At 58.1% G+C, this 19,661-nt stretch carries 24 protein-coding genes; 5 read left to right on the top strand and 19 right to left on the bottom strand.

Annotation, left to right across the window (positions count from 1 at the left end; genetic code table 11):
• Positions 1-18: 18 nt before the first annotated feature.
• On the top strand, positions 19-966 hold the full coding sequence (flgL, locus tag GH663_RS14550; protein WP_153132440.1) for a flagellar hook-associated protein FlgL: 948 nt from the start codon (positions 19-21) through the stop codon (positions 964-966).
• The gene (locus GH663_RS14545; protein WP_066884143.1) at positions 963-1,445 is read left to right on the top strand and encodes a hypothetical protein; all 483 of its coding nucleotides are present in this window, start codon (positions 963-965) and stop codon (positions 1,443-1,445) included. Before flgL ends, GH663_RS14545 begins: the two co-directional genes overlap by 4 nt.
• Here GH663_RS14545 and fliR read toward each other — a convergent pair.
• The 13 genes from fliR to fliF all read right to left on the bottom strand — a co-directional run bounded on the left by fliR (position 1,439) and on the right by fliF (position 12,116).
• Entirely contained in the window at positions 1,439-2,224 is a 786-nt protein-coding gene (gene fliR / locus GH663_RS14540) for a flagellar biosynthetic protein FliR (protein WP_153132439.1), read from the bottom strand. The genes GH663_RS14545 and fliR overlap by 7 nt on opposite strands.
• A 1-nt stretch (position 2,225) precedes the next feature.
• Positions 2,226-2,495, bottom strand: a complete 270-nt coding sequence (gene fliQ / locus GH663_RS14535; protein WP_153132438.1) for a flagellar biosynthesis protein FliQ — start codon at positions 2,493-2,495, stop codon at positions 2,226-2,228.
• Positions 2,492-3,235 carry a flagellar type III secretion system pore protein FliP gene (fliP, locus tag GH663_RS14530; protein WP_153132437.1) on the bottom strand — a complete coding sequence of 248 codons (744 nt, stop codon included), beginning with the start codon at positions 3,233-3,235 and terminating at the stop codon, positions 2,492-2,494. Before fliP ends, fliQ begins: the two co-directional genes overlap by 4 nt.
• Positions 3,228-3,635 (bottom strand): flagellar biosynthetic protein FliO, encoded by a 408-nt coding sequence (gene fliO, locus GH663_RS14525; RefSeq protein WP_153132436.1) that lies wholly within the window; start codon positions 3,633-3,635, stop codon positions 3,228-3,230. Before fliO ends, fliP begins: the two co-directional genes overlap by 8 nt.
• 97 nt (positions 3,636-3,732) lie before the next feature.
• A complete protein-coding gene (gene fliN, locus GH663_RS14520) occupies positions 3,733-4,176 on the bottom strand; it encodes a flagellar motor switch protein FliN (RefSeq protein ID WP_369334272.1) in 444 nt (147 codons plus the stop codon).
• The gene (fliM, locus tag GH663_RS14515; protein ID WP_153132435.1) at positions 4,169-5,185 is read right to left on the bottom strand and encodes a flagellar motor switch protein FliM; all 1,017 of its coding nucleotides are present in this window, start codon (positions 5,183-5,185) and stop codon (positions 4,169-4,171) included. The genes fliN and fliM overlap by 8 nt, the downstream gene beginning before the upstream one ends.
• Before the next feature lie 6 nt (positions 5,186-5,191).
• The gene (locus tag GH663_RS14510; protein WP_153132434.1) at positions 5,192-5,755 is read right to left on the bottom strand and encodes a flagellar basal body-associated FliL family protein; all 564 of its coding nucleotides are present in this window, start codon (positions 5,753-5,755) and stop codon (positions 5,192-5,194) included.
• A gap of 31 nt (positions 5,756-5,786) precedes the next feature.
• Positions 5,787-6,800 (bottom strand): flagellar hook-length control protein FliK, encoded by a 1,014-nt coding sequence (locus tag GH663_RS14505; protein ID WP_153132433.1) that lies wholly within the window; start codon positions 6,798-6,800, stop codon positions 5,787-5,789.
• Between the two features lie 60 nt (positions 6,801-6,860).
• On the bottom strand, positions 6,861-7,313 hold the full coding sequence (gene fliJ, locus GH663_RS14500) for a flagellar export protein FliJ (protein ID WP_153132432.1): 453 nt from the start codon (positions 7,311-7,313) through the stop codon (positions 6,861-6,863).
• A gap of 6 nt (positions 7,314-7,319) precedes the next feature.
• Complete coding sequence (gene fliI / locus GH663_RS14495; RefSeq protein ID WP_281349785.1) at positions 7,320-8,723, bottom strand: flagellar protein export ATPase FliI; 1,404 nt, start codon at positions 8,721-8,723, stop codon at positions 7,320-7,322.
• Positions 8,720-9,427 (bottom strand): flagellar assembly protein FliH, encoded by a 708-nt coding sequence (locus tag GH663_RS14490; RefSeq protein ID WP_153132430.1) that lies wholly within the window; start codon positions 9,425-9,427, stop codon positions 8,720-8,722. The genes fliI and GH663_RS14490 overlap by 4 nt, the downstream gene beginning before the upstream one ends.
• Positions 9,428-9,442: 15 nt before the next feature.
• The gene (fliG, locus tag GH663_RS14485) at positions 9,443-10,444 is read right to left on the bottom strand and encodes a flagellar motor switch protein FliG (RefSeq protein ID WP_153132429.1); all 1,002 of its coding nucleotides are present in this window, start codon (positions 10,442-10,444) and stop codon (positions 9,443-9,445) included.
• Positions 10,437-12,116 carry a flagellar basal-body MS-ring/collar protein FliF gene (gene fliF / locus GH663_RS14480; protein WP_246181594.1) on the bottom strand — a complete coding sequence of 560 codons (1,680 nt, stop codon included), beginning with the start codon at positions 12,114-12,116 and terminating at the stop codon, positions 10,437-10,439. Before fliF ends, fliG begins: the two co-directional genes overlap by 8 nt.
• Positions 12,117-12,363: 247 nt before the next feature.
• Here fliF and GH663_RS14475 point away from each other — a divergent pair, with 247 nt between their 5' ends.
• From GH663_RS14475 to fliE, 3 genes are read left to right on the top strand one after another with little or no spacing between them, the layout of a single operon-like run.
• A complete protein-coding gene (locus GH663_RS14475; protein WP_246181593.1) occupies positions 12,364-13,494 on the top strand; it encodes an ATP-binding protein in 1,131 nt (376 codons plus the stop codon).
• Positions 13,487-14,857 carry a sigma-54-dependent transcriptional regulator gene (locus GH663_RS14470; protein ID WP_153132426.1) on the top strand — a complete coding sequence of 457 codons (1,371 nt, stop codon included), beginning with the start codon at positions 13,487-13,489 and terminating at the stop codon, positions 14,855-14,857. The genes GH663_RS14475 and GH663_RS14470 overlap by 8 nt, the downstream gene beginning before the upstream one ends.
• 55 nt (positions 14,858-14,912) lie before the next feature.
• Positions 14,913-15,233, top strand: coding sequence for a flagellar hook-basal body complex protein FliE (gene fliE, locus GH663_RS14465; RefSeq protein ID WP_066884114.1), 321 nt, complete (start codon positions 14,913-14,915; stop codon positions 15,231-15,233).
• Between the two features lie 58 nt (positions 15,234-15,291).
• Here the strand turns inward: fliE and GH663_RS14460 are convergent, their stop codons facing one another.
• From GH663_RS14460 to fliD, 6 genes are all read right to left on the bottom strand, one after another.
• Positions 15,292-16,077 (bottom strand): flagellar brake protein, encoded by a 786-nt coding sequence (locus GH663_RS14460; protein ID WP_153132425.1) that lies wholly within the window; start codon positions 16,075-16,077, stop codon positions 15,292-15,294.
• A gap of 103 nt (positions 16,078-16,180) precedes the next feature.
• On the bottom strand, positions 16,181-16,474 hold the full coding sequence (locus GH663_RS14455) for an EscU/YscU/HrcU family type III secretion system export apparatus switch protein (RefSeq protein ID WP_153132424.1): 294 nt from the start codon (positions 16,472-16,474) through the stop codon (positions 16,181-16,183).
• Positions 16,455-17,531 carry a flagellar hook-length control protein FliK gene (fliK, locus tag GH663_RS14450; RefSeq protein ID WP_153132423.1) on the bottom strand — a complete coding sequence of 359 codons (1,077 nt, stop codon included), beginning with the start codon at positions 17,529-17,531 and terminating at the stop codon, positions 16,455-16,457. Before fliK ends, GH663_RS14455 begins: the two co-directional genes overlap by 20 nt.
• Positions 17,532-17,534: 3 nt before the next feature.
• Complete coding sequence (locus GH663_RS14445) at positions 17,535-17,813, bottom strand: flagellar protein FliT (RefSeq protein ID WP_153132422.1); 279 nt, start codon at positions 17,811-17,813, stop codon at positions 17,535-17,537.
• A 3-nt stretch (positions 17,814-17,816) separates the two neighbouring features.
• Entirely contained in the window at positions 17,817-18,221 is a 405-nt protein-coding gene (fliS, locus tag GH663_RS14440; RefSeq protein WP_153132421.1) for a flagellar export chaperone FliS, read from the bottom strand.
• 3 nt (positions 18,222-18,224) lie between these two features.
• Positions 18,225-19,631: a flagellar filament capping protein FliD gene (gene fliD / locus GH663_RS14435; protein WP_153132420.1), complete on the bottom strand. Its 1,407-nt coding sequence runs from the start codon at positions 19,629-19,631 to the stop codon at positions 18,225-18,227.
• Between the last annotated feature and the right edge of the window lie 30 nt (positions 19,632-19,661).

Here is a 19,661-nt window from a genome sequence, read left to right as displayed (position 1 = left end):
TAATTGAAGGAGTCACCCATGAGTCTCAGAATCAGTACAGCCCAACTCTATAGCGCCGGTGTTGGTGGTATTCAGCAGTTGCAGAGCAGCCTTTATACCCTGCAAAACCAGATCGACACCGGGCGGCGTATCGTTACCCCCAAGGATGATCCGGTCGGTGCCGCGCAGGCTCTGGTGGTGACTCAGTCCAAGTCAGTGAATGAGTTGTACATCAAGAACCAGGCGTCGGCGGACACCAAATTGTCGGCCCTTGACAGCACGCTGCATGGCGTCAACGAAGAACTGCAGAATATCTACGAAAAATCTGTCGCCGCGGGTAACGGCAGTTATTCGGCGAGCGAGCGTGCCGCAGTTGCGACAGAGCTGGAACAGCGCTTGAACAGTCTGGTTGGCTTGGCAAACACCCAGGATGGTACCGGACGCTATGTCTTTGCCGGCTTTGATAGTACGACTCGTCCATTTTCACTGACCGGAAATGCGACCGGGCCATTTTCAAGTGCCAATCAGTACATCCAATATAACGGCGACCAAGGGCAACAGCAGTTGCAGGTCACTGCCAGTTTCAGCCTCGCGACCAATATTCCCGGTAATGACGTGTTCACCGATGTTCGTGACTCCACTGGCAATCTGACTGGGGGCAGCATTTTTGACTCGGTCAAGAATATGGTGGATTACCTTCGTGGCTCAGGAACTGTCACTTATTCGGCCGCGCTGGATGGCATCAATGCCTCCATGGAAACGGTTTCACGTGCCAGAGCAACCGTTGGCGCCCGTCTTTCCTCACTCGAAAGCATGACCAACACGGCCAGTGACCGGGCTTTGCAATACAAAACCCAACTCTCGAATCTGGAGGATCTTGATTACGCCAAGGCGTTGACCGATGTTTCCCAGAAGAAAATTCAACTGGAAGCAGCTCAAGCAACTTTTGCCAGTACGTCGAAGCTATCCTTATTCAACTACATATGAAATATCGTTCGACCTTGCCGCTTTGCCTGCTGGCAGCGGCAATGATGAGCGGATGCTCTTCGCCAGGCAGTACTGCTTCGCCCCTGGTCCCGGACAAGATCATCCAGTTGACTGCGACGACCTCGGTATCGCTTGCCAATGTGGTCACCGGTGCCTTGATTATCGGTGCAATACACTTGTACTACGATCCGCTGGCGCCGAACTGGGAGATCGAGGAAGCGCGGATCAATGAGGACACCTATCGCTTTTCGCTGAAAATGAAGCGCTATCACACCGGTGGTGCCGGTGAGTCGATCCAGATTCTGAAGCGCCGGGCCAGCCAGTTGCAGATGCAGCAGGGCTATGCCGCTTACCTGTTGATGGAGTACACCGAGGGGATTGACTCGCAGACGCTGGGGGCTCGCCGGATGGCCGAAGGGACGATCAAGTTGGTCCAGCGTCAGCAGGCTGACTCCTTCATGCAGAACGAACGCTACTGAGCGGCGGGAACGGCAAAGCCGAGCAGGGCGCTCATCCCGAATTCAAAGAGTGCCTGCAGTGGTGCGGCAAGGTAATTCAGGCTGATTGCGAGGGCGATAAAGCCGCCACTCAAGGTGAGCGGAAAACCCAGCGCGAAGATGTTCAATTGGGGGGCCGCTCTGGTCAGGACGGCCAGAGCAACGTTGGTAATCATTAGTGCAACGATGATCGGCAGTGCGAGGAGCAGGCCGGTCGAGAAAATTTTTCCTCCCAGTTCGACGAGGTTCAGCCAACTGTCCGCACCCAGCGGAACGGCGCTGACCGGGATCGCATTGAAGCTCTGGGCGAGCGTTGCGAGGTAGATCAGGTGACCATTCAGTGAGAGAAAGGTGAGCAGCGACATTAGCCCGAGAAACTCTGCGATGACCGGGGTTTGCGAGGAGTTGAGAGGGTCGTAGAAGGTGGCAAAGCCCAGGCCCATTTGCAAGCCAATGAGTTCGCCGGCCAGGTCAACCGCGGTAAAAACGATTTTTGCCGCAAATCCCATCCCGATACCGATTGTCATTTGTTGAAACAGCAGCCAAAGCCCGTTCAGGGAGCCCGGTTGAACATTGGGCATGACGGGTAGGCTGGGGGTGATGGCGACCGTGATGGCTATCCCGAGAATTAGCCGTGTCCGGCGTGGAATGCCTGCGGTACTCCACAGCGGTGCTGCCGCAATGAAAGCGAGAATGCGGGCAAGCGGATAGATGAAGGCCGCAATCCATGCATCAATTTGGGCGGAGGTCAGGCTGATCATCTCAGCCGATCAACTGCGGAATGCTTTCAAAGAGACGTTGGATGTAGTCCATTAAATACTGAATCATCCAGGGGCCGGCCAGCAGCAGAACCATGAGCATGACAACCAGCTTGGGAACGAATTGCAGTGTGGCTTCGTTGAGTTGGGTTGCTGCCTGAAAAATACTGACAATCAGACCGACGACCAGTGCGGTAAACAGCATCGGTGCTGAAATCGTCAGCGCAACCTCGATGGCCTGACGGCCAATTTCCATGACGGTGCCCGGGGTCATGTGCCGAAACTCTGAACCAGCGAGCCGATGACCAGGTGCCAGCCATCGACCAAGACGAATAGCATCAGCTTGAATGGCAACGCAATCATCACCGGGGACATCATCATCATACCCATCGACATCAAGATGCTGGCGACCACCATGTCGATGACCAGGAAGGGAATGAAGATGATGAAGCCGATCTGGAAGGCGGTCTTCAGTTCACTGATGACAAAGGCAGGGACCAGGATGCGGAGCGGAATGTCGTCGGGCTTCTCAAGGCGGTCGATTTTGGCGATGCCGGCAAACATGGCCAGGTCGGACTCCCGGGTTTGCTTGAGCATGAAGCCGCGCATCGGTATGGCGGCGCGTTCGGCGGCCTGCATGATGTTGATCCGGTTTTCGGCGAGCGGCAGATAGGCGTCGTTGTAGACCTTGTCCAGTACTGGTGACATCACGAAAAAGGTCAGGAACAGTGCCAGACCGACCAGTACCTGATTGGGCGGTGCAGTTTGCGTACCCATCGCATGGCGGAGCAGCGAGAGCACGATGATGATCCGGGTAAATCCGGTCATCATCAGCATTGCCGCTGGGATGAAGGTCAGCGCCGTCATCAACAGCAGGGTCTGGATGGTCAGCGTGTACGAGGTGCCGCCACCGGCAGTCGGCGTACTGGTGATCGCTGGTAGGCCTGCTGCCTGGGCAAACGCCAGGCTGGCTGGCAGCAGCATGGCGAATAATCCGACGAGGCGTTTATTCATGGCGGCCACGCTCGGTCACCGTCTTTAGCCAATGGGCAAAAGGCTTGTCGCCGTTCTCGGCAAGGTCCGTCGGCAAGGGATTGCCTTTCGGCAGGCGATGCAGGGTGCGGATCTGGCCCGGCACGATCCCGATGACCAGCCAATCCTCGCCGATTTCAACCAGCACGATACGCTCGCGCGGCCCGAGGGCTACGCCGCCAACGATCTTCATGCCGCCTTGCCCGAATCCTTTGCCGCCTGATAGTTTTTTGGCCAGCCAGGCCATGCCGAAGATAAGACCGACGATCAGCGCCAGCGCCAGACCGCCCTGGATATAGGTGCTACCGGATATCCCGGGGGCGGGTGCCTCGTTGGCGAGGGCTGGTAAAGATAGAAGCAGGAGGGGGAAGGTGCGAAACAAGGAAAGTGGCCTGAGGTGAAGGTCAAACAGGCCGCTATCTTAAACCGAAAGCAGTCTGACCGGACTGCTGCGGTCGACTGCTGAAAAAGGTCGATTTTCAGCGATTCAGCTTACGCATGCGTTCCGAGGGCGTGATGATGTCGGTCAACCGGATACCGAACTTGTCGTTGACGACGACCACCTCGCCTTGCGCGATCAGCGTCCCGTTAACCAGGACATCCATCGGCTCACCGGCCATGGCGTCCAGCTCAACGACCGAGCCATGCGCCAGTTGCAACAGGTTCTTGATGGTGATCTTGGTGCGGCCCAGTTCGACGGTGATCTGGACCGGAATGTCCAGAATCATGTCGAGTTCATTCATCATCCCGCCGCTGCCGGTGTTGCCGCCGAATGAAGGGAAAATATCTGCCGGTTGGGCGGCCGCCTGTGGCATTGCCGAATCCGAGACTTGTTCAGCCATCGCGGCCGCCCAGTCATCCTCGCTGATCTGGCCGTCGTCCTCGGTTGCCATGTTTTCGATGTTTTCCATTTCGTCAGCCATTTTTCTCTCCCTGCGCCGACTCAAGACCCACAACCTCGGGTGGTGATGCGATGAATCGGTCGACTTTCAGTGCGTATTGGCCATTCAACTGGCCATAAGTGCATTCCATCAGCGGCACGCTATCAACGAGGGCCGGAATCTTATCTGGAATGTGAAGCGGAATGACATCCCCTGTTTTCAGTTTCAGAATCTGGCCGAGGGTGATCTTTCCGGAACCCAGTTGGGCCACGATTTCAACTTCGGCGCCTTGCAGTTGCTTGCGCAATGTGCCGATCCAGCGCTTGTCGGTCGACAGTTGGTCGCTCTGCATGGTGCTGTAGAGCAGGTCGCGAATCGGCTCCAGCATCGAGTACGGGAAGCAAATGTGCATGTCGGCGGTGGCACCGCCGAACTCCAGCGTAAACGTCGTCGACACCACGATTTCGGAAGGCGTTGCGATATTGGCGAACTGCGAATTCATTTCCGAACGGATGTATTCGAAAGTGATGTCGTGCACCGGTTTCCAAGACTTGCCATACTCGGTGAAGACGACATTGAGCAGCCCCTGGATGATGCGCTGCTCGGTGGGCGTGAAGTCGCGCCCTTCAACCCGTGTATGAAAACGCCCATCGCCGCCGAACATGTTATCGACCACCAGGAAAACCAGGTTGGGGTCGAAGACGAAAAGGGCTGTGCCGCGCAGCGGCTTGGCGATGACCAGGTTCAGATTGGTCGGCACGACCAGGTTGCGGATGAACTCGCTGTATTTCTGAACCCGGATCGGCCCGACCGAAATTTCGGCATTGCGGTGCATGTAGTTGAACAGGCCAATCCGCAGATAACGGGCAAAGCGCTCGTTGACCAGTTCAAGCGTGGGCATACGCCCACGGACGATGCGTTCCTGGGTGCCGAGGTTGTAGGAGCGGACGCCGGCCCCTTCGCCCGCCGCCTCTTCGGGTTCGTCAGCCTCCCCGGTGACGCCCTTGAGTAGGGCATCAACCTCGTCCTGGGAAAGAAAGTCGCCCGCCATGACTCCTTACTGAATAATGAAGGAGGTGAACAAAACGGACTTGACCGGACCTTCAGGCATGATCAACTCACCCTTCTTGTTCTTCTTGGGCGGTTCGATGACCGAGTTGATCTCATCCTTCAGACCTTCGGCCAGATGCTCCTTGCCTTCCTTGGGCAAGAGCTCGGAAGCCTTCTTGGCTGACAGCAACAAGGTGATGTTGTTGCGGATTTTCGGCATCTGCGCCTTGAGCAGCGGTTCGGAGAGGGCTTCGTCAAGTTCGAGGGACAGTACGACCTGCAGATACTGGTCGCCAGTCTCCGGGATCAGGTTGACGGTGAACGGGTCAAGGTTGACGAAAACGGGGGCGGCGTGGGCATCCTTCTTCTTGTCTTTCTTTTTGCTCTTGACGGTCTCTTCCGCAGCCTCTTCGTCATCTTCGGCGTGATCGCCCTTCTTCATCAGCATGAAGGCGGCACCACCGCCAGCGAGGACGACGACGAGCACGACCGCGAGAATGATGATCAACAGCTTCTTGCTTTTTTTGGGGGCTTCTGCCCCTTCTGCGGCCGGCTTGGCATCCTTGGCCATACGTTTCCTCTCCTGTTACCCCGGTGTTCAATCAGGCAAACAGATCAACCAAGCCGCGACCCCGCTGAATCGGGGAAGAATGCCCATTGTCCGTTGCATTTCCAATGCCCGGGAGTATAGCGTTTTCGTCTGTGGAACGGTTTCCGTTCGCGCTCTGGAATGGCGTGTCACGGTTTTGTTGCGCCAGATTGGCGCCGATATCCGTTTGGCCGAGATTGATACCGGCACTGGAAAGCATTTCCTTCAGTTGCGTCAGCGAGGACTCGATGGCCTGCCGGACCTCGGGGTGTGGTGAGGCGAAAATGGCCGAGGCCTGGTCGCCGTTGATCTGGAGCGTAATTTGCACAGGACCCAGTTGTGGCGGGTTGATGTTTAGTTGGGCTGATTGGTGATCGTTCTTGGCCATCCAGACGATCTTTTCGCCAAAGTCTTGCGTCCAGTTGCTGCTGTGTAGTGGCGTTTCCAGCTTGCTGCTGATCTGGGCGTTGGCCGACGCATTGCTTGCTTGCTGAGTGGAGGTGGCGGCCGAGGCGGCGGTGTTAACGGTTTCGGCGGCAATATTTGCCGTCTCGAATGCCTGTCCCTTGGCTTTTGCCGCAGCCGCCTCGAATGGATTGGCGGCTGTGCCGAGTGCGCCATTTTCTGTTTCCGATGAACCGGCCGAGCGCCTTGCCAGGTCGACGAGCCGGTCGTCGCTGAGCCCGGTTTGCCCAAGCAGGGCGCGGTCGCCATTCGCCATGACATCAATGCTATCGCCGGCGGTGCTCTCGATCTTTGTCTGTGGTGCGAGCGGTATGGCGGGCGCTGCCATCAGGAAGGCGAATCCCGGGTCGAGCGGAGGCTCTTCCGTAAGCGCCGCTTGGGGGTCGAGTTCTTTTTCGGCGGATGTGATTCCTGAAGTCTCGGCTGTTACTTCCAGGCCAAGTTGCCCTGAGAGCAGGGCGGCAAATCCTGATAATGGAGCATCGGGCGAGCCTGCGCTGGGCAGCGGGCTGCTTACTGCTGCGGTCGACATGCTGGGAGATGAAATTACGGTAATGCCCATTTTGAACCCTTGTTAGACAGTGCGCTGCGTCATGTCTAGCAATACGCATGCCCAAGGGGCTTATTGATCTTGTGGATCGGCCGTGCCGTATTTTCGTGTTGAAAATTCATCCTGCAGTTTCTGGTCCTGCTTGTTTTCCCGGTAGCGTTCGCGCGCATCGTGGCGTTGCGATAGCGTATCGATGGCTTTCAATTGCTTGTTCTGGCTTTTCCACTGCTCTTGCCCGGCCTTGGTGCTGTCTTCGGAGTTGCGTACGGCAATGCGCTGTTGTTCGATGGCTTCGTCAATCCGCCCAAGAAAATCCTGGTAGTTGTGCAGGACCAGGCGCGTGATGCCTTCTGCGGTGGCTTGGCGCATGCGTTGGGCGTATTCCTCGCGATACTGTTCGAGCATCTGCAGCCGGCTACGCTGGCTTTGCTCTGCCGCAATCAGCTGGCCGAGCTTGCGCGTCGCATCGTCGGTGCGGGTCTGCATGATTTCGAGGAGCGGCTGTAAAGAAAAAGGCTGGGACATGGCTTATCAGAACAGGGTGCCGAGGGCGGTGGTGCTCTCGGTGAAACTCGATTGTTCAACCAGTTGTTGCTGCAGGAAGCTCTCCATGCGCGGGTAGAGGCTGATCGCCTGATCGAGCACCGGGTCGGAGCCCGGTGCGTAGGCACCGACCGCAATCAGGTCGCGCGAGCGCTGGTAACGGGCAAAAAGCACCTTGAAGCGACGGATCTGGTCGAGGTGGGTTTGCGCGATCAGATTGACCATGGCCCGGCTGATCGACTGTTCGATGTCGATGGCCGGGTAGTGCCCGGCATCGGCCAGCGTCCGCGACAGCACAATGTGGCCGTCGAGAATTGCCCGGGCCGAGTCGGCAATCGGATCCTGCTGGTCGTCACCTTCGGCGAGGACCGTGTAGAAGGCAGTGATCGAACCGCCGCCTTCCGGCCCGTTGCCGGCTCGTTCGACCAGTTGCGGCAGACGGGCGAAGACGGACGGCGGGTAGCCGCGGGTGGCCGGCGGTTCACCGATGGCCAGGGCGATTTCGCGTTGGGCCATGGCGTAGCGGGTCAGTGAATCCATGATCAGCAAGACCTGCTTGCCCTGATCGCGGAAATATTCGGCAATGGTCGTTGCGTAGGCGGCGCCCTGTAGGCGCATCAACGGGCCGGTGTCCGCCGGCGCGGCGACGACGACGGCGCGCCGCATGCCTTCCTCACCGAGGATCTGCTCGATGAATTCCTTGACCTCGCGCCCGCGTTCGCCGATCAGCCCGACGACGATGACCTCGGCCTCGGTGTAGCGGGCCATCATCCCTAGTAGTACCGATTTGCCGACACCGGAGCCGGCAAACAGCCCCATCCGTTGGCCACGGCCGACGGTCAGCAGCGAATTGATGGCGCGAATACCGACATCAAGCGGCTGATGAATGGCCGCCCGCGACATCGGGTTGACCGGCCGGCTTTGCAGCGAGCGCGACTGCGCGGTGTTGACCGGCCCCTTGTTGTCGAGCGGCCGGCCGACGCCATCCAGCACCCGGCCGAGCAATTCCTCGCCGACCGGGACTTGTTTGGCGCGGTCGATGGCGCGGCGGCGAAACGGTGGCGGGCCGCCAATTTGTGGCGGAGGCGTCGCTGTTTCAAAGGCGACCACCTTGGAGCCGGGGGCGAGGCCATAGACGTCGTCCGACGGCATCAGATACAGTTTTTCGCCGGCAAAGCCGACGACTTCGGCTTCAACCGGGGCGCCGCTCAGCGGGTAAATGCGGCACGAACTGCCGAGCGGCAGTTTGAGGCCGGCCGCTTCCATGACCAGTCCGTTGATCCGGGTCAGCCGGCCGATCGGCCAGAGCGGCTGTGCATTGCTGGCGGCCATGCGACAGTTGTCGAGAAAGTCTTGCCAGCGCCCGGTATGGTCGGGCAGTGACGGGCTCATCGATTCAGCCATTCCTGCGGGGCGGCACCAATGGTTTCGAGGACGCGTTTCCAGCGGGTTTCTATTGTTGCATCCACTTCGCTGGAGCCGGCACGGACCAGACAGCCGCCCGGGCTGATGGTGCTGTCTTCAATAATCTGGGCTCCGGTTTGGGCCAGTTGCTCGCCCAGATGCGTCCGTACCTGGTGCGCATCGGCCGGGTTCAGGCGAATGCTCAGATGGGCATGGTGCACGGGCAGGGCGGCAATGGCATCGCGGATGATCGGCAGCAGCAGATCGTCTTTGACGGCGATGCTGCCGCAGACAACCTGGGCGGCAATTTCGGTGGCCAGTGCCAGCAATTGTTCGGCAACCGTCTGATCCAGTTCGGCGAGCGCGCTCTGCAGGTTGTCGGCGAGTGCCAGAAAGCGTTGAGCCTCGGCGTTGGCAGCTTCGCGGCCGGCGAGCGTGGCCGCTTGCAGGCCTTCGTCGTATCCTGCCTGATAACCGCTGCTCCGCGCCTCTTCGTGTATCCGCTCGATATCGTCGGCGGTCGGCAGGTTGATCAATGGCTGTGGCGGCTCGTCGATTTCGCTGGCGGCAACGGGGCTGGCTGGCGTTGTCGACGGCGATGGGCGCACTGCGGCGGGCTTCGGGCTGTCGAAGGAGCCGATCTGCCAGCGCTGGTAACTGCCTGTTTCTTCCTTGGGGATAAAGCCGGACATCTTGGGCGGGCTCGTTTAAAGCATCTGTTCGCCACCGGCACCGCCGAGGACGATCTGGCCTTCGTCGGCCAGGCGGCGGACGACCTTGAGGATTTCCTTCTGCTCGGCTTCGACTTCGGAGAGGCGGACCGGGCCTTTCGATTCGAGATCTTCGCGCAACATTTCGGCGGCTCGTTGCGACATATTCTTGAAGATTTTCTCGCGCAGATCGGGCGATGCACCCTTGAGGGCGAGGATCAGCGAATCGGATTGCACTTCGCGCAGGATGAGCTGGATCGAGCGGTCGTCGATATCCATCAGATTCTCGAAGACGAACATCTCGTCGAGAATCTTCTGGGCCAGATCCGGGTCGTATTCGCGGATGGCATCGACCACCGAGGTTTCGTTGGCAGTGCCGATGAAATTGAGAATCTCGGCCACCGTCCGGACGCCGCCCATCGCGGTGCGTTTGACGCTGGCCGAGCCGGACAGAATGCGCATCATCGCCTCGTTCAACTCGCGCAAGGCGGCCGGCTGGATGCCTTCCAGCGTGGCGATCCGGAGGACCACGTCGTTGCGCAGGCGCTCGGTGAAGTGGTTGAGGATTTCGCTGGCGTGGTCGTGTTCCAGGTGAACCAGGATGGTCGAGATGATCTGCGGGTGCTCGTTCTTGATCAGATCGGCGACCGTCGGCGCATCCATCCACTTCAGGCCTTCGATACCCGAGGTTTCACCGCCTTGCAGAATGCGCGAAATGAGGTTCGAGGCCTTGTCGTCGCCCAGCGCCTTGGTCAGCACGGAGCGAATATAGTTGTCCGTGTCGACGTGAACCGCGGCACTTTCTTCGGCTGTCTTGTGGAAATCGTCGAGAACAGCCTCGACTTTTGCGCGCGGGACCGACTTGAGTAAGGCCATGGCGTGCCCGATCTTTTGCACTTCACGCGGTCCCAAGTGCTTGAGAACTTCCGCCGCGTGGTCTTCCCCCAGCGCAATCAGCAGCGTTGCGGCCTTTTCGAGGCCCTCGTCGGGATTAGCCATTGGCGCCCATCCAGTCCTTGATGATGTTGGCTACAGCCTTGGGGTCGCTCTGGGCAATATCGCGTGCCTTCTGGACCTTGGCGGCGTAGTGGTCGATCTGAACGTGATCTTCGCCTTCTTCGCCGGCAATGGCGACGTGTCCGGCGGCGCCGGCGACACCTTCGATCGTGCTTTCCGGTTCAGGTGGCGGCGGGAACATGACCTTCAGTGACGGCTGGATGACCTTCAGATAGAGGAAGGCGATGATGCCGGCCAGCAGCAGATATTTGAAAATATCCTTGGCGTAGGAAATGTTTTCCGGATCTTTCCAGACCGGCAGTTCGGCCTCCAGCTTTTCGCTGGCAGTAAAGGGCGAGTTGGCGATCGATAGGGTGTCGCCGCGTTCCTTACTGTAGCCCATCGCCTCGCGAACCAGATCGTTGATCTGCTTCATCTCGGCTTCCGGTATGGCCTTGGTCGTCGCCTTGCCGTCCTTGCCGATATCCCGGCGGTGATTGATGACGACCGCGGCAGAAAGGCGGCGGACATTGCCCATGGCCTGCCGGGTATGGCGAATCGTCTTGTCGACTTCGTAATTGATCGTTGCGTTCTTCGCCGTGCTGATCGGTTGACCGGCGGCATTGAGCGGTGCGGTGACACCGGCAGCATCGAGCTTGCCCGGCAATTCGGTCGTTTTGGCCGGTTGACCGGCGGGGTTGCCGGTTGCCGGTTGGGTCAGCGGCGCCGTCGCCGGCACTGGCGGCTGATTGGTCAGCGCCCCAGGAACGCCACCTGCGCTCTGATTGACGCTGGCTGTTTCATTGTTCTGCTGGCTGCGGATACTGGTGCTTTCCGGCGTGTTGTTCGGCCGATAACTTTCGGCGGTCTGTTCGCTTTGCGAAAAGTCGATATCGGCGGCCACCTGCACCTTGAAGTTTTCGCTGCCCAGCACCGGCTTCAGGATCTCGCCGATGCGCTTGATGATGCTGTCCTCGACATCGCGCACGTACTTGATTTGCGCCGGATCGAGGCCGGCCTCAGTCAGCTTGCTCTTCAACTGCGAGAGGAGGGAGCCGTTCTGGTCGATGACTGTGACGTTGGAAATCGGCAGTTGTGGCACGCTGGAGGAAATCAGGTGGGCGATGCCGGCGATCTGGCCGTTGTCGAGAGTGCGACCGGGGTAGAGATTGAGCAGCACCGAGGCCGTTGGCTTCTGTTCTTCGCGGACGAAAACCGACGGTTTGGGAATGGCCAGATGGACGCGCGCACTCTGCACCGCGCCGATCGACTGGATGGTGCGTGCCAGTTCCCCTTCCAGGCCGCGCTGATAATTGACCTGCTCGGCGAACTGGCTGGTGCCGAACTTCTGGTTTTCCATCAGTTCAAAGCCGACCATGCCGCCACGTGGCAGGCCTTGCGAGGCCAGTTTCAGCCGAACCTCGTGTACCCGGTCGCTGGAAACCAGCAAGGAGCCACTTTCGTTAAATTTGTGCGGAACGTTCTGTTGTTCCAGGATGGCGACGATGGCCCCGCCGTCCTTTTCGTTCAGGTTGGAAAACAGTACTTTCCAGTCTGGCTGGCGGCTCCACAGCATGGTGCCGATGATGACCGTCACAATGGCGGCCAGCGCCACCATGAAAAAGATCTTCTGTTGATTGCCGAGCCGGTTGAACGCCTCGCGCAGGCGCTCCACGGAGTTTAAATCCGGTGCGGGACCTGCCGTCGTTTCAGTTGTTGCTGCCATTAATGCCCGGTTGAATTTCGATGAAACAGAAGAAGAATCAATTGAGAAGCCAAATTTTCCTAGAAATATTCTACTATTACCCGCGCTGAATCCACCCTAACTTTTTTCGATGCCCCCTTCCCAAGCCGCTTCCACGGCCACTCCAGAGACGACCGACCCGGATTCCAAAGCCGCCGAATTGCAACGGGCTTTTGCCATGTTCAATCAGGTTTCGGCCGAGTTGACGCAGGCCTATCAGGCGCTGCAGGCGCGGGTGACTTCGCTGACTGAGGAACTGGCGATCGCCAATGGCGAGTTGCGTCGCCAGTATCAGGAAAAGGAGGCCTTGTCGGAGCGCCTGTCGTCGCTGCTCGACGCTTTGCCGGCCGGGGTGGTGTTGCTTGATTCGGGCGCCATTGTCGCCGCGGTCAACCCGGCGGCGATGGCGATGTTCGGTACCGACATGGTCGGCCGCCATTGGGGCGATGTCGTGCGCGCCTTTCTCGAGCCGACCTTGACGGTGGGCGAGTGGTTGCTTGGCCAGGGTCGGGTCTCGATTGCCGAAAGCGTGCTGGCCTCGGCGGGTGGGAAAATCCTGCTGATTCATGATGTGACGGCCGCCCACCGGATGAAAACCGAGCTGGAGCGCAATCAGCGTCTGGCGGCAATGGGTGAAATGGCGGCCTCGCTGGCGCATCAGTTACGGACGCCGCTGGCGGCGGCGCTGCTGTATACCGCCAATCTGGGGCAGCCCGGCGTGCCGGATGAGGCGAGAGCGAAGTTTTCCGATAAGGCGAGCGGGCAGTTGCGGCGCCTCGAGCGGCTGATTCAGGATGTGCTGCTGTTTGCCCGCGGTGAAAGTATCGGCCGTGATGTGATTCCAGCCGGCGACCTGTTGCTGGAGGCGGCGCAGACAGTCGAGCCGCTGATGCGCGAGCACGGCCTGGAATTTGCTGCGGTCGACGGCTGCGAAGGGGCAAAAATCATCGGCAGCCGCAAGGCGCTCTTTGGCGCGCTGGTCAATTTGCTGGAAAACGCCATGCAGGCAACGCCGGCAGGCGGCAAAATTTGCCTGTCCGGCAAACGGCGCGGCGATTTGTTGGCGATCGGTGTCCGTGATAGCGGCCCGGGGATTAGCCGCGAGACCCAGTCGCGAGTATTCGAGCCATTCTTTACGACCAAGGGGCAGGGCACCGGTCTAGGTCTGGCGATTGCCCTCGGTGTGGCGCGGGCGCATGGCGGCGGGATCGAGTTGTTCTCCGAGCCTGGTGCCGGGGCCGAGTTTGTCATTACATTGCCGGTCGGGCCGGTGGATAGCGAATTTAGCGAAATGGAAAGTAATGGCTGAGCATAGTTTGCCGATTCTGGTGGTTGAAGATGATCCGAGCCTGCGCGAGGCGATTGGCGATACGCTGGAACTGGCCGGCCGCCCCTACGTGGCAGTCGATGGGGGCGAGGCGGCGCTCAAGGTGCTCGGCGAGCAGGCCTTTTCGATTGTCGTCAGCGACGTACGGATGATGCCGATGGATGGCATCAGCCTGCTCAAGGAGATTCGTGTCCGTTTGCCGCATTTGCCGGTGGTCTTGATGACGGCCTACGCCGAAGTTGATAAGGCGGTCGATGCGATGCGCTCGGGGGCTTGTGATTTTCTGCTCAAGCCGTTTGAGCCACGGGCTTTGCTGGCCCATATCAACAAATATGAATTGCCGGAGACGGGCGAGTCGGCCGGGGTGGTCGCCAACGACCCGGTCAGTCGCGACATGTTCGCGATGGCGAAGCGGGTCGCGCAAACCGATGCTACCGTGCTGTTGACCGGCGAATCAGGTGTCGGCAAAGAGGTGGTGGCGCGTTACATTCACCGTAATTCCGGGCGCAAGGACGGCCCGTTTGTGGCGATCAACTGTGCGGCGATCCCGGATAGCCTGCTTGAGGCCACCCTGTTCGGTTACGAAAAGGGCGCCTTTACCGGTGCCCAGCAAGCCCAGGCCGGCAAGTTCGAACAGGCTCAGGATGGCACGCTGCTGCTCGACGAAGTCACCGAGATGCCGATGGGGCTGCAGGCCAAGTTGTTGCGTGTTTTGCAGGAGCGCGAGGTGGAGCGGGTTGGCGGCAAAAAGCCGGTGGCGCTGAATATCCGCGTCGTTGCCACCTCGAATCGTGACATGGCCGAAGCAGTCGCCAAAGGAGTCTTTCGCGAGGATCTTTTCTACCGGCTCAACGTTTTCCCGGTGGCCATCCCGGCTTTGCGGCAGCGGCCGCAGGATGTCGTCGCCATTGCCCGGCATTTCGTGGTCGAGCATGGCGGGCGCCTTGGGCGCTCCGGTGTTTCGCTTTCGCCGGCGGCCGAAGCAGCGCTGATCGCCCATGCCTGGCCGGGCAATGTGCGGGAGCTTGAGAACGTTATCCAGCGCGCCCTGATTCTCTCTAGCGGCAGCAGCATCGGGCCGGAGCACCTGAACCTGGTGCCGCGTCCCTTGGCCGGCGCACCTCTTGTCCCCGCGCCGCAGGTGTCGTTTGCGGAGAACGTTGCACTGCCCGAAGTCGAAAAAAGGGCCGATAATATGAAAGACTTGGAGCGCGAACATATTCTTCGTACGCTGGCCGAAGTCGGCGGTTCCCGCAAGCAAGCGATTGAGCGACTTGGAATTTCCGAACGGACTTTGCGTTACAAGTTGCAGCAATATCGGGATGAAGGCTATTTCAAGGAATAGGCCGATTTCTGGCCTGGGAATTGCTTGTAAATGGCTGATGTTTTAGGAGCTGAAAATGGACACCCAAGGAATCGAACAAATGTTGAGCGTGCTGCGGTCCACCGCCGCACAGGCTACCGGCAAAGCGGCGGAGAGCACGCCTGCGGCCGGGGCGCCCGATTTTGCCGATATTCTCAAAGGCTCCATCGACAAGGTGAACCAGACGCAACAGCAGGCCGATCAGATGGCGGAAAAACTTGCCGCCGGCGATACGAGCCAGAATCTGCATGAAGTGATGATCGCACTGCAGACGGCCAGCGTTTCCTTCCAGGAAATGGTGCAGGTGCGCAACAAGCTCGTCACGGCCTATCAGGACGTGATGAATATGCAGGTTTAAGCTGCATCCAAACCCGAGGCCTCGTTTACTCTGCAATAGTCAGGTACGGCAATTGGTCTCAGTCCACCAGACCAGAATCCCTTGCTTTTCTCTCGCGCTCAATGCGTGCGATATACCGTTCAATAAAGCTTTGGCTGCTGCCGGGCAAATTGACGAATTCACAGCCGATACGCAGGCTGTGCAAACCATTGATAGATGACATTTCAACGGTCTTCCTGACGCGCAAATTGACCTGAACGACGCCATCGTTGGGGATCTCCAGGCGGCATTGTCGAAACAGGGCGTCCCCCGGAAAATAAGCGGCAATTTCGGTTGATGCGATCAGGCTGACGCCGCCGCCACTGATGTCGGAAAGCGGCAACTCGAAGACTCTCGTCGTTCCGTCTGGCGAGAGTGCGGCCAGTTTGCAGTGAATCGGGGTGGAGGCGGGGGGCTCAAGGCGGAAGAAGTCGCGTCGTTGCAGACGTAGAACAGCTTCAGGAATGGTTGATAGCAGGACGTCTTGGCCTTGGTATATCGCCGATGAAACCTGGGGCAGCCGAATCTGGATTTTGACACTATCAAGATTGGTCATCAGTGTTATCCGGCTGGCGTTTGTCAGCTCAGGGCTGGGGGGCAATGTTTGCGGTGGTGCCAAGAGCAAGGCGCCTGCCGCTTCATCGAGTGCAATGACCGACGTCTGAAAGAATTTTCTGCCCTCGTCTATATAAGCCGTCACAAGACAATGTCGCCGGGCGAGTAGGCTCAGGTAAAGGAGAATTTCACTCCGATTGCTCAGAAAGAACTGGGCAAATTCGTCGTGGCGGTCAATTTCAAAGTCGGGGATGGAAGATTCTTCGGTCATGGATAATTCTCGGGCATGGGCAGGCTACGCAATGGTAGGTCATCGCCAGAAAAATGCCATTCGATTGGATTTGGATCGGAAAGAGGCGTTGGGTTTCATTCCACTAGAGTGGTGGCTCAGCAGTCGTGCCGCCATGCTCTATTCGGTAAAGCCAGGCCAGTAATTCGGCAACTGCCATGTACAACTGGGGGGGGATATGTTCGTCGATATCGACCTGAGTCAGCAAAGCGACCAGTTCCGGTGACTCATGTACATATACGCCATGTTCACGAGCGCGAGCGATAATTTGCTCGGCAATTAGTCCCTTGCCTTTGGCGACCACACGGGGCGCGGCATCGGTTTGGCCATAGGCAAGGGCGATCGCCTCGCGAGTCGAGTCAGCCGGTCGCTTCGCCATGCTGGACCAGCAGTTGGGTGAGGTTGAGGCCGGCTGCTTCCATTTGATTACGTAGTGCTGTCGAGCCATCACGCAGACGGCTTTCACTATTTTTTGAATCGGTGGTCATCAAGATGTCGACTTCTCCGTTCGGTCGCAAGCGAAGAACGGTGTCGATGCCGCCCAGCATCGGTAGAGTCAGTTTCAGGCGGGTTTGCCAGCGGCCTGCGGCTTCGCTATCGGTGGAGCGGGCATTCTCGGGATTCTCGGTGATTTCCCACTGCATTTGCTGCCCTGGCCAGATTTGGCCTTGCCAAGCGTAGTTCTGGGTGGCCAGTGCATCTAGTTGCTGCTGGACGATCGGTGTCAGATCGCGAGGAATTACGGTGCCGGCTTGGGGGGATGATTCCGCTCGTGCTGCGACGGAGGTTAGTGCCGGATCGGTGTTTTTAGAGTCGATTGTTGCATTGGGCGTTGCCGACGATAGCTTTCCCTGCGGCTCCTGTCTTAGCGCGTCAGTAGGTAGTTCGCCTGCCACCCATCGGGCTTGGTGCGCCTCGTAGAAAACGCCGCTCTTGCTCAGTGCATCCTTAAGAATTGGCGCGAGTAGAGGTGCACTGCCGGGTAGATCGTCCACAAGGGGTTGGTTGCCATTCAATGATGCCGGCGCAGCACGTCTTCCTTGGTCACCAACTCCGCCGAGAAGATCGCCAATCAGTTTCCCGGTATTGCTCAAACTTGTTGAGACAGACTCCGGCATGTTGCCGGCCGGGGTGCTGCCTGAGCGGCTATTTACGACCGCCAGCGTCAGTTTGCCATCGGATTCGACCACCTCCAGTTCGAGGCTGTCCCCTTTTTTGGCCGAAAACGGCAAGGCCAGCGTAATGTCGCGTTGGGCGACGACGGCTCGGTACGATCCGTTGGGCAAAAGTGCCTGAATCTCTGCCATGACCCGCTGGCCGGGAACAAGGTCGGATAGTACGTCAGGAAGGTTTTTTAATGGGGTGACCGGCTGCGTAGCAGCGGGTTGATCCGGAACCGCCAGTTTTAGACGGCTGGCGACGTCAACCGGAATCATGAATCAATTCTCAGCGTTTGGGCCACCAAAGGCACCCAGCAAGAGTCCAATATCCTCTTTGCGGTTTTGGGCAAGGTGCATGATTATTTCGTTGTTGCTTACGATCTTTTGTACAAGCGCTTGATTGTTAGGCGCTCGTGCTGCTTTCGCATCAATTTTGACTAACAGCGTACGACGAGCATTTTCAAGGCTGGTCAGCCCATCCCAATCCTCGGAGCGAGCGAGGTCATGCATTTTTTGGGTTAGGCGATCGATCTCGCTTAATACGCTGTTTGTTTGCATGCTTCAGGGCTGGCCGCTTTTGGGGGTGATCTCAATCCAGGCGGTGTGGATTTCATCCAGCAGTTTGCTTACTTCATCAAGTGCGGCAACATTGTTTTCTAGATTTGCAGACAACAGACGTCTCGCCATATAGTCGTAAAGAGCAGCCAGTTGTTCAGCCAGTTTGCCGCCGGCTTCCAGATTCAGGCTGGCCTTTAGGCCATTGGTGATGATGTCAATGGCCTGGGAAATCAATTTTCCCTTTTGCGCCACTTCACCGCGCTCAATATGGAGTTTTGCCACGGTAATCGCCGATGCCGCACCCTCAAATAAGAGGAGGATTAGTTGATGTGGCGTGGCCGATTTAACTTTTGCACCAATACCAACCTCAGCATAGGCGGCAACCGGATTCAGATTTCTTCCAAACATGGGCTATTTGTTACTCGAAAGGCTTGAGATGAAGCTGGTTAAAAAGTCGCCAGTACTGGAGAGAGAGGAAATCAGCGTATCCAGTGCGCCGAACTGGGATCTGTATCGCTTTTCGATCGCATCAAGGCGGTCCTGAAGTTTTTCCTGTCGACTTTCCAGGTCGCTGACAGTTTTTGTCAGGCCACTGGTGGCAATTGTAACCGAACCGGTTGTGCCGATCAGGTTCTCGACGGTTGTGTCAAAGGCGTCGCCAACTTTGGTGACCAAGTTGGAAACTGTCGATGGATCGGCCTTGATTGCGGCATTCAGCTTGGTTGTGTCAATTGATAATTGACCGCTGGCATTGATCGTTACACCAATGTTTGACAGAGTCTGGTAGGGCGATGAGGCGTTGTCGGATGTCGTGCCAAAAACAGTTTGGCGAACCTGGCCCATCGCATACCGGAGGGTGCTGTTGCCCTGCAGGTTGCCGATAACCTTGGTGTCGGGGTTGTAGGCGCCCAAGGCGGTCATTGCTGAAGATGCACTGTTATAGGCCGAAACAAAGGACTGGAGTGCCTTCGTGACGTTGGTCGACAAATCTTCCGTAATTTTCAGTGTGGTTGGGCTACCAGTGTTGGTGGCAGTCAGTTCAAGCGTCACGCCATCAAGGGCGCCCGTTACCGTATTGGAGTGGCTGGTAGCGGAGATTCCGTTGAGCTTGAATGCAGCATCGACGGCTGGCTGATCTTCCGACCAGTCCTGGGTGCCGGCTGTTTCTGGGTTGAAGTTGAAGCCGGTAATGTCGCCGCTGGAGAGGCGCATTACATTATTTGTTCCCTCCGCTCCGGACAGGACTAGTTGAGCGCCACTTGTTCCGTTGATGATCGTTGCGGTAACGTCTGCATCCGACTCGTTAATGGCATCACGGAGGTCTGCCAGCGTGGCACCTGCTGCAAGGTTGAGCGTGTAACTCCGGCTGCTGTCGGCAGTGTATGTGCCTCCGCTAAGGGTGCCCAGATCCAATGTGATCGAGCCGCCACTCGCGGTGATGCTGGTGGCGCTGCTGGCAAAGGAAGAACTGGTCAGGCGTTGGCTTTCAGCCAGCGTAGTGACTTCAAGGGAATATTTACCCGCCACGGCACCAGTCGAAGCTGTTGCGCTGGCAATTTTGGTATCTGTAACAGCGGCTGTGTAGGAGGCGAACTTGTCAGTAGCCGTCTGCAAGGGGTCTGTACTCATTGACTTGGCTGCCGTTTGCAGAGAGGCCAGCACGCTCCTTAAAGACCCCATGGCAGAAATCTTTGTTTCATAGGAGGATTGCTTGGTCTGAAGCGTGGTCAGTGCCACGCTCTCCGCGGCCATCAGCTTTGTAACCAATGATTCGAGTTCAAGCCCCGAGCCGGTGCCCAATGATGTAATTGTGGCCATTTTCTGCCTCCTTGCTGCTTAACTGCCTTA

Origin of the sequence: Dechloromonas hortensis (genome assembly GCF_009469765.1) — a bacterium.
In the GTDB taxonomy this organism is placed as follows: Bacteria; Pseudomonadota; Gammaproteobacteria; order Burkholderiales; family Rhodocyclaceae; genus Azonexus; species Azonexus hortensis.
Note: the sequence above shows the minus strand (reverse complement) of the source record. Positions and strands in the feature narration are given on the sequence as shown.